The following is a 15,191-nucleotide window of genomic DNA, read 5'->3' on the forward strand; positions in this document are numbered from 1 at the left end:
GCCATAGCCGTCGCGGTGCGTCTCTCTAGAATTTCCGAATACAGGCGGGCGCCATTTTCCCGCGGAGACAACCTTGGAATTCGGCGTATTCATTCTCGCGCAGCAGCGCAGCTACGAGCAGACTTCGCAGCAGGTCATCCAGAACTCGATCGAGCAGACCGTGGCTGCCGAGCAGGCTGGATTCGATAGCGCCTGGTACGCGGAGCACCACTTCAACAACTATTCGCTGTCGCCGTCGCCGCTGATGATGGTGGCCCACATGGCGGCAAAGACCCGGCGCATCCGCCTGGGCACTGCCGTCTGCATCCTGCCACTCTATCAGCCGGCCCGCTTCCTGGCGGAGGTCGGTTTTGCCGATACGGTCTCCAACGGCCGGCTCGACCTCGGCGTGGGCTCGGGCTACCAGCAATTCGAATTCGAGCGCTTCGGCGTCGACATCGCGAACTCGGGCGCGATCTACAACGAGTTCCTCGACATCCTGCCCAAGGGCCTCACGCAGAAGATCTTCTCGTACGAAGGCCAGTTCCTGAAGGTGCCGCCGAGCTCGATCGCGGTGCGATGCGTGCAAAGCCCGATGCCGCCGGTGTGGGTCACCTCCGGCAACCCGGCCACGCTCGGGCGCGGGGTGCGCGAGAACTACAACCTGTTCGTCACGGCGCTGCTTAACGGCACCGAGGCCATCCGCGGCCTGCGCGACCGGCTCGAACGCGTGGCGGACGACAACGACAAGGACCTGGACCGGGACGTGAAGTTCGGCTTCCTGCGCTGCGCCCATGCCTCGGACAACAAGGCCGACATCGATGCCTACCTGCAGTGCGCGCTCTTCCAGCGCCGCATTTCCGAGAGCCTCAAGTACCGCCGCTCGCAGTCCGACGACGGCTACATGATCAAGGAAGTGCCCTACGAGACAGACCCGAGCATCGAGCAGCTGCGCAGCAACCTGCCGGTGGGCTCGGTCAACCAGGTCATCGACCGGATGCTCGAAGAGATCAGCATCCTCAAGCCCAAGCACATCGCCATCCAGACGCAGCTGGGCGACTTCGACCAGAAGACGATGCTCAGGCAGATCGAGCTGTGGGGCGAAAAGATCATCCCGGCGATCCAGAAGGAACTGGGCACCTCTCAAAGACAGGAGACTTGAATGAACGAGACATCGATCAACCGGCGTACCCTGCTGCTCGGTGGCATGCTGCTGGGCAGCGGCGCGAGCAGCTTCGCAAACAACACGAACACCAGCACGGGCAGCTGGCCTTCGCGCCCGATCCGCATGGTGGTGGCCGGCTCGTCCGGCGCCGGCGGCGACATCTTCGCCCGCCTGATCGCCGCGCCGCTGGCCGAGGCGCTCAAGCAGCCGGTGGTCGTCGACCCCAAGGCGGGCGCCAACGGACTCATCGCCTGCGACGCGGTCGCCAAGTCGCCCGGCGACGGCTATACGCTGCTGTTCGCGCCGTCCTCCGCGATCCTCATCAACCCGGTCATCCATCCCAAGATGCCCTACGACGCGGAGAAGGACCTGCTCCCGATCGCGCAGGTGGGCGCGGCCGGCATCCTGCTGGTGGCCAACCCGAGCACCGGCTTCAAGAACCTCGCGGACATGGTGGCCTATGCCAAGAAGCATCCCGGCAAGCTGGCCTACGGCTCGTGGGGCACCGGCTCGTCGGGCCATCTCGCGATGGAAGGCATCAAGGCGCGCTATGGCCTGGACATGCCGCATGCGCCCTACAAGACGCTGATGTCCGAAGTGACCGACCTCATCGGCAACAACATCAGCGTCGGCTTCACGGACATCGCATCGCCCATTCCGCACATGAAGGCCGGCCGGCTGGTCGGGCTGGGCCAGACGGGCTCGCAGCGCTGGCCCGCCACCAAGGACCTGCCCACGCTGTCGGAGCAGGGCTACAAGTTCGAGGCCGACGGCTGGTACGGCGTGTTCGCGCCGGCCGGAACGCCGCCGGAAATCATCAACCGGCTCAATGCGGAGATCAACCGCATCCAGCAGACGCCCGCCGTGCGCGAGAAGATCGAAGGGCAGAACATGATCGTGCCGGCGAGCGCCACGGCGCAGCAGTACGCGGCCTCCATCAAGCGCGATGCCGCGATCTGGCAGGGCCTGGCGCGCACGACCGACCTCAAGGAGAAGTAGGCCGCGCGCAGGCAGCCTCGTGGACCTGCAAACCGGACCGGAGCCAAGAGGCTCCGGTCTTTTTTTTGCGCCTTCGCAACGCGCATCCTGCATTTTCTGCAGGACTGATCCACGCTCCTTCCGTATTCACGGGTGCGGGCCGGATCAAGAGAATTCCCTTCATTGCACACCACCCTTCGGAAGGCGGACTTCATGGAATTCGGCGTATTCATCCTGGCCCAGCAGCGCGGCTATCACCAGACCTCGCAGCAGGTCATCAGCAACTCGATCGAGCAGACCGTGGTCGCCGAGCAGGCGGGCTTCAACACCGCCTGGTATGCGGAGCATCACTTCAACAACTACTCGCTGTCGCCGTCGCCGCTGATGATGATCGCGCACATGGCTGCCAAGACCCAGCGCATCCGCCTGGGCTCCGCCGTGTGCATCCTGCCGCTCTATCACCCCGCGCGCTTCCTCGCGGAAGTGGGCTTCGTGGACACCGTTTCCAACGGCCGCCTCGAACTGGGCATCGGCTCGGGCTACCAGGAATTCGAGTTCGAACGCTTCGGCGTGAAGATCGAGGATTCGGGCGCGATCTACAACGAGTTCCTCGACATCATCCCCAAGGGCCTGACGCAGAAGATCGTCTCCTACGACGGCAAGTTCCTCAAGCTGCCGCCGAGCTCGATCGCGGTGCGCCCGGTGCAATCGCCGATGCCGCCGCTGTGGATCACCTCGGGCAACCCGGTCACGCTCGGCCGCGGCGTGCGCGAAGGCCACAACCTGTTCGTCACCGCGCTGCTCAATGGCACCGAAGCGATCGTCGCGCTGCGCGAGCGCCTCGACAAGGTGGCACAGGACAACGGCGCGGACCTCGACGAGGACGTGAAGTTCGGCTTCCTGCGCTGCGCCTTCGCATCGGACAACCAGGCCGAGATCGACAACTACCTGGACAACGCGCGCTTCCAGCGCCGCATCTCCGAAAGCCTCAAGTTCCGCCGCGCGCAGTCGGACGACGGCTACATGGTCAAGGAAGTGCCGTCCCCCACCGACCCGAGCTTCGAGCAGCTGCGCAAGAACCTGCCGGTGGGTTCGGTCAACCAGGTGATCGACAAGATGCTGGAGGAGATCAGCATCCTGCGTCCCAAGCACATCGCGCTGCAGACGCAGCTCGGCGACTGCGACCAGAAGACCATGCTGCGCCAGATCGAACTCTGGGGCGAGAAGATCATCCCGGCGATCCGCAAGGAAGTCGCCTCGATGAACACCGTCTCCGCCTGAGCGCGCATGTCGGCGATGCCACTTCAAAGTGCTTTCGACAGCCAGGCCCTGAAGGGCCGGGTGGCCGTGGTCACCGGCGCCTCCGGCGGGCTGGGGCTCGCGATCTGCGAACACCTGCGCGCGGCGGGCGCCTCGGTGGTGCAGCTCGACATCAGCCATGCGGCCGAGCCTGCCGAAAGCGAAGGCGTGCTGACCCTGCACTGCGACATCGGCGAGCCCGCATCCGTCGCCGCGATGGCCGAGCAGGTGCGCTCGCGCTTCGGGCGCTGCGACGTGCTCGTGAACAACGCCGGGATCAGCGGCTCGCCCGTGGGCCTGCACGAATTGCCGATCGACCTCTGGGACCGCGTCTTCCGCGTGAACCTGCGCGGCGCACTGCTGTGCGCGCAGGCGCTGGTGCCGCTGATGTTCGACCAGCAGGCGGGCAGCATCGTCAACGTGGCCTCGATCGCCGCGCAGGCGCCGACGCGGTTCGGCGCCTATGGGCCGACCAAGGCGGCCTTGTGCGCGCTCACGCGCCAGATGGCCCTGGAGTGGGGCCCGCGCGGCATCCGTGCGAACTCGGTCAGCCCGGGAATGATCCGCACGCCGCTGTCGGAGCCGCACTATCGCAACGAGGCGGTCCTGCACAGCCGCACCTCGAGCATCCCGGCGCGCCGCATCGGCCGGCCGGAAGACATCGGCTCGGTGGTCGCCTTCCTGGCCAGCGACGCCTCGGCCTACGTCAACGGCCAGGACATCGTGGTCGACGGTGGCTTCCTGAAGGCGACCTTGACCAATATGCAAAACAAGTGAGAGACAACAGCATGGAATCGCCCAAGCGCCTGCAGAACGTGTTCGTCGTGGCCGAAAGGCCGGCCGAGCTTCATTCCTTCTACGAGTCCGCACTCGGCCTCACGCTCAAGTTCCGCGACGAGGATCGCTGGATCCAGTACGGCGTGGGCAACACCAGCGTCGCGCTGGCGTGCCGCGAGGAAGCGGCGCCCGCGACCTCGGGTGTGGTCATGGTGTTCGAGGTGGACGACCTGGTGGGCGCCGCAGGGCGCGTCGCGGCCTCGGGCGGCGAAGTCCTGGGCATGCGCGACATGGGCGCGCACGGCACGGTGCTGTCGCTGCGCGATCCCGAAGGCAACATCGTTCAACTCTTCAAGCGCCAGTCGGCGCCCGCATCATGAGCGCCGCCGTGGCAACGCAGATCGACACGATCGATCCCAAGCTGTTCCGCCAGCTGCTCGGCTGCTTCCCCACCGGGGTCGCGATCGTCACCACCAACGACGCCGACGGGCGGCCCGTGGGGCTCACCTGCAACTCGTTCAGCTCGGTGTCGCTGGAGCCGCCGCTGGTGCTCTTCAGCCTGCGCAAGGCGAGCAGCCTGCTGCCGACCTTCACCTCGGCGGGCAGCTTCGCGATCAACATCCTCTCGCAGAGCCAGGATGTGCTGTCGGGCCGCTTCGCATCCAGCAAGATCGCCGACAAGTTCGAGGGCGTGGCCTGGCGCCGCGGCCCGCTCGCGACGCCGCTGATCGACGACTGCCTCGCCAGCTTCGAGTGCAGCGTCCATGCGCGCCACGAGGCCGGCGACCACGTGATCTTCATCGGCGAGGTCCGGCACATGGCGCCCGGCGCTACGGACCATGCGCTGGTGTTCTACAAGGGCGCCTACATGATGCTGGCCGAGTCGCTGCGCAAGCTGGTGCTCGAAGGACAGCTCGGCACCGACGACATCGACGAGGCCTACCGCGCGCTCTACGGGACGCTGCTTCGGCTGGCCTGCGCGCGGGCTTCCGATGCGGAACTCGACGCCATCGAACAGGCGGTCGACCGCATCGAGCAGAACCAGGGCGAGAAGGCGCTGCCGCAGCGCATCGAGGCCATGGCGAGCTTCTTCTCGTCGATCGCGCTGGCGGGCCACAACGAGGCGCTCCAGCTCATGGCGAAGACGATGACCGCGGTGCTGCGCGAGCGCATGGCCCTCGTCATCCCGGCGCATCCCCGGACGGACGTGTTCCCGCTTCGCCGCAAGGTGGTGGAGCGCCTGAGGGCCCGCGACGCCGACGGCGCTGCGGGCGCACTGGACGAATTCATCACGGCGCTGCGCGCAGGCGCGACCGTGGAGACCTGAAGAAACGATCGACATCCGAATGAACGGTTCCCTTCTCCAGCCGCTTGCCGGCATCCGCGTCCTCGATCTTTCGCGCGTGCTCGCCGGCCCGATGTGCGCGATGGCGCTGGCCGACCTCGGTGCGGACGTCATCAAGGTCGAGCACCCCGAGCGCGGCGACGACACCCGCGACTGGGGCGTGCGCATCGGCCGAAGCAACACGACCTACTTCAACGCCTGCAACCGCAACAAGCGCTCGATCTGCGTCGACCTGCAGGACGAGGCCGGCCAGAAGCTGGTGCGCGACATCGCGGCCCGCAGCGACATCGTCATCCAGAACTTCAAGCACGGCGGTGCCGACAAGCTGGGGCTGGGCTACGAGGACCTGCGCGCCGTGAATCCGAAGCTCATCTATTGCTCGATCTCCGGCTATTCGGTGCTCGGCAACGAGAAGGACCGCCCGGGCTACGACCTGGTCATCCAGGGCGAGACCGGCCTGATGGCGATGAATGGCGAGGAAGGGCAGGGCCCGCTCAAGTTCGGCATCGCCGCGGTCGACATGTTCACCGGCATGTATTCGGCGCAGGCGATCCTCGCGGTGCTGCACGAGCGCGCGCGCACCGGACAGGGCCGGCATATCCAGATGTCGCTCTACGACAGCGGGATGATGATCAGCTCCTACTACGGGCTGACGGCGTGGCTCAACCAGGCGGACCCCGCGAAGTTCGGCAACTCGCATCCCTCGATCGTTCCCTACGGCGTGTTCGAGGCCGGGGACGGGCCGCTGGTGATCGCGGTGGGCAACAACGGACAGTTCCGCAAGCTCTGCGAGTCGGTGATCGACTGCCCGTCGCTGCCGGAAGATCCGCGCTTTGCCACCAACACCGAGCGCTCGCGCCATCGCCAGGAGCTCCTGCCCATCCTGCAGGAGCGGTTCAAGCGCTATTCGCGCGCGGAACTCATCGAAGGCATGCAGCGCGTGGGCATTCCCTGCGGCGAGGTGCTGGGTCTCTACGATGCCATCCGTTCCGAGCGCACGGCAGAGGCGAAGGTCTGGTGCGAGTTCGAGGATTCCGAAGCCGGCACGCAGGCCGTCCACGCGCCGCCCTACGTCCTCGACGGACAACGCGCAGGGCTGCGGCGCCAGCCGCCGCACCTGGGCGAGCACACCCGCGAGGTGCTGCGCGAGTTGCTCGACGTTGGCGAGGCGCACTTGCAGTCGCTGACCGAGAAGGGGGTCATCGGCTGAAGGCTCGGCGGGGCGTGGCGCGGCGACCGGTCGGATCTCGCTATCGAGCGCGTGCGGACGACGCTAGCGCCGAGCCCGGCTCCACGACATCAGCAGCGCCGTCAGCACGCCGCCCGCCGCTGCGGCACAGGCCACGGCCTTCAGCGGCTCATCCGCGACGAACTGCATGCTTCGCTGCTGCAATGCGGCTGCCTGATCCTTCATGTCGTCGATCTTCTTGCCGGCCGCATTGACGGCATTCTCTGCATAGGCCTTCCCGGCCTGTGCCGCCGCACTGGCCTTTCCCTTGGCCTCCTGGAAATAACCCTGCGCCGCGTCGGCTGTCCGGCGCCCGATCTCGTCGGCGTCGTCCAGGGCCCTGCGCATCGATGCGCCGGTGGGGTTGTCCTCCCCCGGCTCATGAGGTGTGCTCCGCGTGGCGTCGGAGCCGCTGGTGTCTTGCGGGTCGTCGGCAGTCCTGCCCGGCAGGTTGGATGATTGGCTTTGCATGGCGTCTCTCGTGTCATCGGTTCGGGTAATCAGCATCGCTCGACCACACGACAGGTTGATCGGCCGGAGGGCCGAATGGATGTAGGCAACGGCTCGCTTGGATAGGCACCTGCCGTGTCCAGCATCGGGTCAGGACATCCCGCGCAGCTCAGCCGCAACGCGGCGTGGCACCGGTACGGTCATGTCCAGCAGCATCTGTCCCATGCCTTTGCCCAGTGGATCCATGCGCATGGAGGAGGGACCTCCGCCGTCGAGCGCTTCGTGGAGCAGCAGGTTCATCGAGGCCGTGCCCGGCAGGTAGAAGCGTTCCACCTCCCCATGGACGAGGTGCGCGAAATACGCGCGCACGCGTTCGGGCGTCACCCGGCTCCAGAGCAGCGGCAGCCATTCGGCCCTGCGCGCCACCAGGCCGATGTTCGAGAGATTGCCCTTGTCGCCGCTGCGCGCCCAGGCCAGTTCGATGAGCCGCACCTCTTCCTGGTCTTCGCCCGATTCAGCCCAGGCGGGCGGCAGGGGTGCGCGGTCGTCGTTCGCCGCAACGCCCGAGCCCTTGGGCACATCCACGGCATGCCGCTCCCCATCGAGGACATACGACACGGGCAATGCGCCCTTGTCGAGCGGAAAGGCAAATGGCTTGATCAGCGGAGACACCGCCGGACGGCCGCCGCCGGGGCTGGTCGTTCCGGGCGCCCATGAGGTCCCGGAGGGCGCGATCTCGCGCGCGAACATGGCCAGTGCCGCCTTCTGCGGATGGTTGGCCACCACGCGCATCATGACCTCGCGCACGGCCCGCGTGCGGGCATGGGGTCCATACAGCGATTCGGGGCCGATGACTTCGATGTAGGTCGAGGTGAAAGGCGGCTGGCCGCTCTCGCGCAGGATCTCGCTGGTGCGCTCGATGATCGCCTCGGCCGTGCGCCGCGCCTTCTTCTCCGCGTCGATCCCCACCATGACCATGCTTCCGGCACTGCGGAAGCCGTCGAGCTGCGTCGCCGAGACCTTGTAGGTGGGCAGGGGCGCCCGCCCCTTGGCGGGACTGACGCGCACGCGATCCACGCCCTGCTGTTCGATCACCACCTCGCGGAAGTCGCAGGTGACGTCGGGCAGGAAGTAGGCGCCGGGGTCGCCGATCTCGTAGAGCAACTGCTCCGCAACGCCGGCGCGGATCACCTTGCCGCCGGTGCCCGGCGGCTTGGTCACCACGAAGCTCCCGTCGGCGTGGCATTCGACGACCGGATAGCCGATGTGCGCCCAGTCCGGGATGTCCTCCCAGTCGGTGTGCAGCCCGCCCGTCGCCTGGCAGCCGCATTCGATGATGTGGCCGGCCAGGCTGCCGGAGGCCAGCAGGTCGTGGTCGCCGGGTTTCCAGCCAAACTCGTGCATGAGGGCGCCCAGCGTGACGGCGCTGTCCACGCAGCGGCCGGTGATGACCACCTCGGCCCCCGCGTCCAGCGCCGCCGCGATCGGCAAGGCGCCGAGGTAGGCGTTGGCGCTCAGGACCTTCTCGGGCAAGGGCTCGCCGGTGAACATGTCGGTGACGCCGCGATCGCGCAGCGCAGGCATCTGTGCGGTGACGTCGTCGCCTTCGACCACCGCAACGCGAAGCTCGATGCCTTCTGCCTGCGCCAGCGCCCGCAATGCGTTGGCGCACCCCTGCGGGTTGATGCCGCCCGCGTTGCTGATCACCTTGATGCCGCGCTTGCTGACCTCGGCGAGGACCGACTTCATCGCGATGTCCACGAAGTCGGTCGCATAGCCCATCTCGGGCTTCTTGGCGCGCGCCGACGCGAGGATCGCCATGGTCGTTTCGGCCAGGTAGTCGAAGACGAGGTAGTCGATGTCTCCGCGCTGCACCAGCTGCGGCGCGGCCACCATGCTGTCGCCCCAGAAGCCCGAGGCGCCTCCGATGCGAACGACCTTCTCTTTGCTGCGGGATTCACTCATGGCTCTGCGCTCTCCGTTCTGGTGGATGCGCCCGAGCTTATCGACCGGGTATGCGGAATGCTTGTGCCAACTCGCTGCGCGCTCCAGGCCGCCGGCGCGCAGCCAGTCCGCGCAAGACGGTGCGCCGGGCTGCGGATAGCCTTCCCGGCCAGAAGGAGACACCATGGAATTCCTGGACGCGCCGCCGCTGCCGATCTATTTCACACCCGAGCACGAGCAGTTCCGCAGCAGCCTGCGCGAGTTCGTCTCGCGCGAGATCACGCCCTACGTGACCGAATGGGACGAGGCGGAGACCTTTCCGCGCGCGCTGTACGAGCGGGCCGCCGAACTGGGCGTGCAGGGGCTCGGCTACCCGGAGGCCTACGGCGGCACGCCCGCGGATGTGTTCTATCAGATCGTGGTCGCCGAGGAATTCGCGCGCAGCGGCTGCGGCGGGGTGCAAGCCTCGCTCAATTCGCACAGCATCGGCCTGCCGCCCATCCTGCATGCGGGCAGCGACGAGCTCAAGCAGCGAATCATCCCGCCGGTGCTGGCCGGCAAGAAGATTTCGGCGCTGGCGGTGACCGAGCCCTCGGGCGGCTCCGATGTCGCGGCGCTGAAGACCACCGCGGTCCGCGACGGCGACCACTACGTGGTGAACGGCGAGAAGACCTTCATCACCTCCGGCATGCGCGCGGACTTCATCACGACCGCCGTGCGCACCGATCCGGCCAACAAGGGCGCGGGCGGCATCTCGGTGCTGGTGATCGACGGCGACACGCCGGGGCTTTCGCGCACGCCGCTCAAGAAGATGGGGTGGTGGAGTTCCGACACCGCGCACCTGCGCTTCAACGACTGCCGCGTGCCGGCGGCCAACCTCGTGGGGGTCGAGAACAAGGGCTTCAAGACCTTCATGAACAACTTCAACACCGAGCGCCTGTTCATGTCCGCACTGGCCTGCAGCTTCGCCGAGGTGTGCCTCGAAGAGGCCGTCGACTGGGCCCGCCAGCGCACGACCTTCGGCGTTCCGCTCGCCGAGCGGCAGGTGGTGCGCCACAAGCTCATGGACATGACGCTGCGCATCGATGCCGCGCGCACACTGGTCTACGACCTGGCCTACCGCGTGGAGCACAAGCTGGCCGATCCGGCCAAGCTGGTCGCGCGCATCTGCCTGGCCAAGGTGCAGGCCACGCAGGCGATGCAGTTCTGCGCCGACCAGGCCGTGCAGTTGCTCGGCGGCATGGGCTTCATGCGCGGCACGCGCACCGAACGCATCTACCGCGAAGTCAAGGTCATGATGATCGGCGGGGGCTCCGAGGAAATCATGAAGGACCTCGCCGCGCGGCAGCTGGGCCTTTGAAGAGAAAAGGGAAAAGGCAAGCTCGATGAAAGACACAGCCGACGACCTGCGCGCCGAGTACCGCGAACTCGCCGATCTCTGCCGAACGCTCACGCCGGCCCAGTGGCGGCTGCGCAGCAAGTTCTACGAGTGGACGCCGTGGGACGAGATCGCCCATCTCTGCTTCTTCGACGAGACCGCATTGCTGGCTGCGACCGACGCCGAGGCCTTCGGCCGCGACACCGCGGCGCTGAACGCCGTGCTGGAAACCGGCAAGGAGATCAGCGCCATCGCGCGCGAGAAGTACGGCCACCTCGATGGGGCGGCACTGCTCGCGCACTGGGAGCCGATCGCGATGCGGCTCGTCGACGTGCTCGCGGCGCTCGACCCCAAGGCGCGACTGCCGTGGTACGGCCCGACGATGAGCGCGCGCTCGTTCGCCACCGCGCGCCTCATGGAGACCTGGGCGCACGGCCAGGACGTGTGGGACGTGGTGCGCCGAGCCCGCCCGCTGACTGCGCGCCTGCGGCACATCGCGCACATCGGCGTCACGACCTTCGGCTGGACCTTCGTCAATCGCAGGCTGGCGGTTCCGGAGGCCGTGCCGTTCATCGAACTGGAGGCGCCGGATGGCGACACCTGGCGCTGGGGCGATCCGGCGTCGGGCGAATCGGTGCGCGGCAGGGCGCTCGATTTCTGCCTCGTCGTCACGCAGCGGCGCCATCTCGCCGATACGGACCTGCGATGCACCGACGGCAGCGCGACGCAATGGCTGTCGATCGCGCAGTGCTTCGCCGGCCCGCCGGCCGATCCGCCGGCACCCGGCGTGCGCAAGGTCGTCTACGCCGGCGCATGAACGCCGCCCGGCGGCCCGAAGGCGCGTGCACGAAGTGCGCAGCGCGGAGGCTCGTCCTGTGACGAGCCTGCCGCTGGCGCTCGATATGCAGGGGCCGATCGAGGCGGCGCTCGCGCGCCTGCGCGAAGGCAGCGCCGAGCAGTGCCTCTCGGAGCGCACCTTCTCGAATCTCTATCTCTTCCGCCAGGCGCACGACTACCGCTACCTGCCGGGCGAGTGGCCGTGCATCTCGGGCCGGACCTACGACGGCGTGCGGCATCTGATGCCCCTGTTCTCGCCGGCCGATGCGCCGGTCGATGTGCTCCGCGCGCTGCTTGAGGGACACGACTGTCTCTACCCGCTCGCAAGGCGCGAGACGGAGCGGCTGCCGCCGGGTCTCTTCAACCAGACCGATTCGCCGGACGATGCCGACTACCTCTACACCGCCCGGCAGTTCACGGACTACCCGGGCCGCGCACTGGCGCACAAGCGCAGCCAGATCCGGCAACTGGTGCAGACGCATCGCCTGATCGCGAAGCCCTTCGACGACTCGCAATCCGCGGCGGCGCGGGAGGTGCTGCAAGGCTGGATGAAGCACAAGGGCAAGTCGGCCGGAGAAGCCGACGAGCAGGCCTGCATCGAGGCGATCGCCCACGCCGCGCGCTTCGGCCTCGAAGGCTTCGTGCACTTCGCGGAGGGCCTGCCGGTGGGCTTCGTACTCGCGCAGGCGCTTCAGCCCGGCGTCTACGCGATGCGCTTCGCCAAGGGCCTGGACACGCACATCGGCATCTATCCCTACATGTTCCAGCACTTCTGCCGGCACTTCGCACGGGCGGTGGACTGGCTCAACTTCGAGCAGGACATGGGGCTCGCGGGTTTCCGGCGCAGCAAGCGGTCCTATGGGCCTGCAGCGCTCATTCCCAAGCTGCGGGTCCGCCTGCGCGTCTGAGCAGCACCACATCAGCCAGTTCGCGCAAGACCTTGCACGACCCGCTGCCTAAAGTTCCTGCAACACACACATCGCAAGAACATGGCAACCATCGAATCGACCATCTCCCCTGGCGGTGAAGCCTTCAAGGCCAACCGCGAAGGCATGCTGGCGCTCATCGAGCGCGTGCACCGCTACGAACAGCGCACCGTCAATACGTCGGCCAAGTCGCGCGAACGATTCGAGAAGCGGGGCCAGCTGCTTCCGCGCGAGCGCCTGTCGCTGCTGCTCGATCCGGGCACGCCGTTCCTGGAGATTTCATCTCTTGCGGGCCTCGGCCTCGACAACCCCGACATGGAGAAGAGCGTGCCGGGCGGCGGCGTGATCGGCGGCATCGGGTGGGTGTCGGGCGTGCGCGTGATGGTCAACGCCTCCGACTCGGGCATCGATGCCGGCGCGCTGCAGCCCATGGGCATTCCGAAGCAGATGCGGATGCAGGAACTGGCGCTGGAGAACAAGCTGCCCTACGTGCAGCTCGTGGAAAGCGCCGGCGCCAACCTCATGACCTACAAGGTCGAGGAGTTCGTGACCGGCGGCAACCTGTTCCGCAACCTGGCGCGCATGTCGGCCGCGGGGCTGCCGGTGATCACCGTCACGCACGGCTCCTCGACGGCCGGCGGTGCCTACCAGACGGGCCTGTCGGACCACATCGTGATGGTGCGCGGCCGCTCGCGCGCCTTCCTGGCCGGGCCGCCGCTGCTGAAGGCCGCCACGGGCGAGATCGCGACGGAGGAAGAACTCGGCGGCGCCGTGATGCACACCGCCATCTCGGGCCTCGGCGACTACCTGGCCGAAGACGACCGCGATGCGATCCGCATCGCGCGCGAGATCCTCGCCCACATCGACTGGAACCGCGACATGCCGCAGGAGCCGTCGCGCCGCTTCAAGCCGCCGCGCTACGACGCGGAGGAGCTTCTGGGCATCATGCCGATGGACCACAAGCGACCGGTCGACATGAAGCAGGTGATCGCGCGCATCGCCGACGACTCGGAGTTCCTCGAGTTCGGCGAAAACTACGGCAGCGCCACCGTCTGCGGCCACATCAAGATCGAAGGCCTGCCGCTGGGCATCATCACCAACAACGGCCCGATCGATCCGGCCGGCGCCACCAAGGCCACGCACTTCATCCAGGCCTGCTGCCAGGCGAAGACGCCGATCCTCTACCTCAACAACACCACCGGCTTCATGGTGGGCAAGGCCTACGAGGAGGGAGGCATCATCAAGCACGGCTCGAAGATGATCCAGGCGGTGACCAACGCCACCGTGCCGCAGATCACCATCTACTGCGGCGCCTCGTTCGGCGCCGGCAACTACGGCATGTGCGGCCGCGGCTTCCATCCGCGCTTCTGCTTCTCGTGGCCGAACGCCAAGACGGCGGTCATGGGCGGCGAGCAGGCGGCACAGACCATGGTCAACGTGACCGAAGCCGCGATGAAGCGCAAGGGCGGCGAGGTCGATCGCGAGAAGCTGCAGGAGATGGAGCGCCGCATCATCGACCGCTTCGACAGCCAGATGAGTGTCTTCACGACCAGCGCGCATGTGCTCGACGACGGCGTGATCGATCCGCGCGACACGCGGGCGGTGCTCGCCAAGGTCCTGTCGATCTGCCGCGACGCGGAGCTGCGCCAGCCGCAGAAGATGCAGTTCTCGGTCGCCCGGCCCTGAGCACGCGCCATGGAAGTTCCCTTCATGCAGCTCACGCCCGAGCACGAGGCGCTGCGCGACACGCTCGCCCGATTCATCGACAAGGAGATCAACCCGCACGTCGATGCCTGGGAGCGCGACGAGATCTTCCCGGCGCACGAGGTCTTCGGTGCCATGGGCCAGCTCGGGTTCCTGGGCCTGACCAAGCCGGTGGAGAACGGTGGCTCCGGTCTCGATTACTCCTACGGCGCCGTGATGGCCGAGACGCTCGCGCGCATTCATTGCGGCGGCGTGCCGATGGCCATCGGCGTGCAGACCGACATGGCGACGCCGGCGCTCGCGCACCATGGCAGCCGCGAGCTGCGCGACGAATTCCTCGCGCCGGCGATCACGGGCGAGTACGTCGCCTGCCTCGGCGTCTCGGAAGTGGGCAGCGGCTCCGACGTCGCTTCGATCAAAACCACCGCGCGCAAGGACGGCGGCGACTACGTCATCGACGGCGGCAAGATGTGGACCACCAACGGCACGCAGGCCGATTTCTGCTGCGTGCTCGCCAACACATCCACCGGCGCCGCGCACAAGAACAAGTCGCTCATCGTGGTGCCGATGAAGACACGCGGCGTGAGCGTCGCGCGCAAGCTGAAGAAGATGGGCATGCATGCCTCGGACACCGCGCAGATCCACTTCGACGGCGTGCGGGTGCCGCAGCGCCATCGCGTTGGCGAAGAGGGCATGGGCTTCATCTACCAGATGGAGCAGTTCCAGGTCGAGCGCCTCTGGGGTGCGCTCAACAACGCCGGCATGGCGCAGCGTGCCATCGACGCCACCATCGACTACACGCGCGAGCGCCGGGCCTTCGGCCGTTCGATTCTCGACAACCAGTGGGTGCACTACAAGCTCGCGGAGCTGCAGACCGAAGTCGCCAGCCTGCGTGCGCTCTGCTGGCAGGGCGTGGCGGAAGTGAGCGCAGGGCAGGACGCCACGCGCACCGCGACCATGGCCAAGCTCAAGGCCGGCCGCGTGATCCGCGAGGTGGCCGATGGCTGCCTGCAGTTCTGGGGCGGCATGGGCTTCATGGACGAGAGCCCGATCTCCCGCATCTTCCGCGACGGCCGCCTGACCTCCATCGGCGGTGGCGCCGACGAAGTGATGCTGCAGATCCTCTGCAAGTTCATGGGCACTTTTCCGAAGCCGCAGTGACCGGCGCAACGACATTCACA

The 15,191-nt window shown here is 67.2% G+C and carries 14 protein-coding genes; 12 read left to right on the forward strand and 2 right to left on the reverse strand.

Going from position 1 to position 15,191, the window contains the following annotated elements; translation table 11 throughout:
• Nucleotides 1-73: 73 nt before the first annotated feature.
• The 7 genes from WKW77_RS04715 to WKW77_RS04745 all read left to right on the forward strand — a co-directional run bounded on the left by WKW77_RS04715 (nt 74) and on the right by WKW77_RS04745 (nt 6,753).
• Entirely contained in the window at nt 74-1,141 is a 1,068-nt protein-coding gene (locus WKW77_RS04715; RefSeq protein WP_340355684.1) for an LLM class flavin-dependent oxidoreductase, read from the forward strand.
• On the forward strand, nt 1,142-2,143 hold the full coding sequence (locus WKW77_RS04720; protein ID WP_340355685.1) for a Bug family tripartite tricarboxylate transporter substrate binding protein: 1,002 nt from the start codon (nt 1,142-1,144) through the stop codon (nt 2,141-2,143).
• A 192-nt stretch (nt 2,144-2,335) separates the two neighbouring features.
• Nucleotides 2,336-3,403, forward strand: a complete 1,068-nt coding sequence (locus WKW77_RS04725) for an LLM class flavin-dependent oxidoreductase (protein WP_340355686.1) — start codon at nt 2,336-2,338, stop codon at nt 3,401-3,403.
• Between the two features lie 15 nt (nt 3,404-3,418).
• On the forward strand, nt 3,419-4,198 hold the full coding sequence (locus WKW77_RS04730; RefSeq protein WP_340355687.1) for an SDR family NAD(P)-dependent oxidoreductase: 780 nt from the start codon (nt 3,419-3,421) through the stop codon (nt 4,196-4,198).
• An 11-nt stretch (nt 4,199-4,209) separates the two neighbouring features.
• Nucleotides 4,210-4,578, forward strand: a complete 369-nt coding sequence (locus tag WKW77_RS04735; protein ID WP_340355688.1) for a VOC family protein — start codon at nt 4,210-4,212, stop codon at nt 4,576-4,578.
• Nucleotides 4,575-5,525, forward strand: a complete 951-nt coding sequence (locus tag WKW77_RS04740) for a flavin reductase (RefSeq protein ID WP_340355689.1) — start codon at nt 4,575-4,577, stop codon at nt 5,523-5,525. The genes WKW77_RS04735 and WKW77_RS04740 overlap by 4 nt, the downstream gene beginning before the upstream one ends.
• Before the next feature lie 19 nt (nt 5,526-5,544).
• Nucleotides 5,545-6,753, forward strand: coding sequence for a CaiB/BaiF CoA transferase family protein (locus WKW77_RS04745; protein WP_340355690.1), 1,209 nt, complete (start codon nt 5,545-5,547; stop codon nt 6,751-6,753).
• A gap of 63 nt (nt 6,754-6,816) precedes the next feature.
• Here WKW77_RS04745 and WKW77_RS04750 read toward each other — a convergent pair whose 3' ends face one another.
• Together WKW77_RS04750 and WKW77_RS04755 are read right to left on the reverse strand one after the other, a co-directional pair.
• Nucleotides 6,817-7,242: a hypothetical protein gene (locus tag WKW77_RS04750; RefSeq protein WP_340355691.1), complete on the reverse strand. Its 426-nt coding sequence runs from the start codon at nt 7,240-7,242 to the stop codon at nt 6,817-6,819.
• A gap of 129 nt (nt 7,243-7,371) precedes the next feature.
• Nucleotides 7,372-9,186, reverse strand: a complete 1,815-nt coding sequence (locus WKW77_RS04755) for an acyclic terpene utilization AtuA family protein (protein WP_340355692.1) — start codon at nt 9,184-9,186, stop codon at nt 7,372-7,374.
• A 163-nt stretch (nt 9,187-9,349) separates the two neighbouring features.
• Between WKW77_RS04755 and WKW77_RS04760 the strand changes: the two genes are divergently transcribed.
• From WKW77_RS04760 to WKW77_RS04780, 5 genes are all read left to right on the forward strand, one after another.
• Complete coding sequence (locus tag WKW77_RS04760; RefSeq protein ID WP_340355693.1) at nt 9,350-10,525, forward strand: acyl-CoA dehydrogenase family protein; 1,176 nt, start codon at nt 9,350-9,352, stop codon at nt 10,523-10,525.
• A gap of 25 nt (nt 10,526-10,550) precedes the next feature.
• The gene (locus WKW77_RS04765; protein WP_340355694.1) at nt 10,551-11,360 is read left to right on the forward strand and encodes a TIGR03084 family metal-binding protein; all 810 of its coding nucleotides are present in this window, start codon (nt 10,551-10,553) and stop codon (nt 11,358-11,360) included.
• A 58-nt stretch (nt 11,361-11,418) separates the two neighbouring features.
• Complete coding sequence (locus WKW77_RS04770) at nt 11,419-12,288, forward strand: phosphatidylglycerol lysyltransferase domain-containing protein (RefSeq protein ID WP_340355695.1); 870 nt, start codon at nt 11,419-11,421, stop codon at nt 12,286-12,288.
• A gap of 81 nt (nt 12,289-12,369) precedes the next feature.
• Nucleotides 12,370-13,992, forward strand: coding sequence for an acyl-CoA carboxylase subunit beta (locus WKW77_RS04775; protein WP_340355696.1), 1,623 nt, complete (start codon nt 12,370-12,372; stop codon nt 13,990-13,992).
• A 24-nt stretch (nt 13,993-14,016) separates the two neighbouring features.
• Nucleotides 14,017-15,171 (forward strand): acyl-CoA dehydrogenase family protein, encoded by a 1,155-nt coding sequence (locus WKW77_RS04780; RefSeq protein ID WP_340356190.1) that lies wholly within the window; start codon nt 14,017-14,019, stop codon nt 15,169-15,171.
• The last annotated feature ends 20 nt before the right edge of the window (nt 15,172-15,191 follow it).

It is taken from the genome of Variovorax ureilyticus (assembly GCF_037889935.1).
GTDB classification, from domain to species: domain Bacteria; phylum Pseudomonadota; class Gammaproteobacteria; order Burkholderiales; family Burkholderiaceae_C; genus Variovorax; species Variovorax ureilyticus.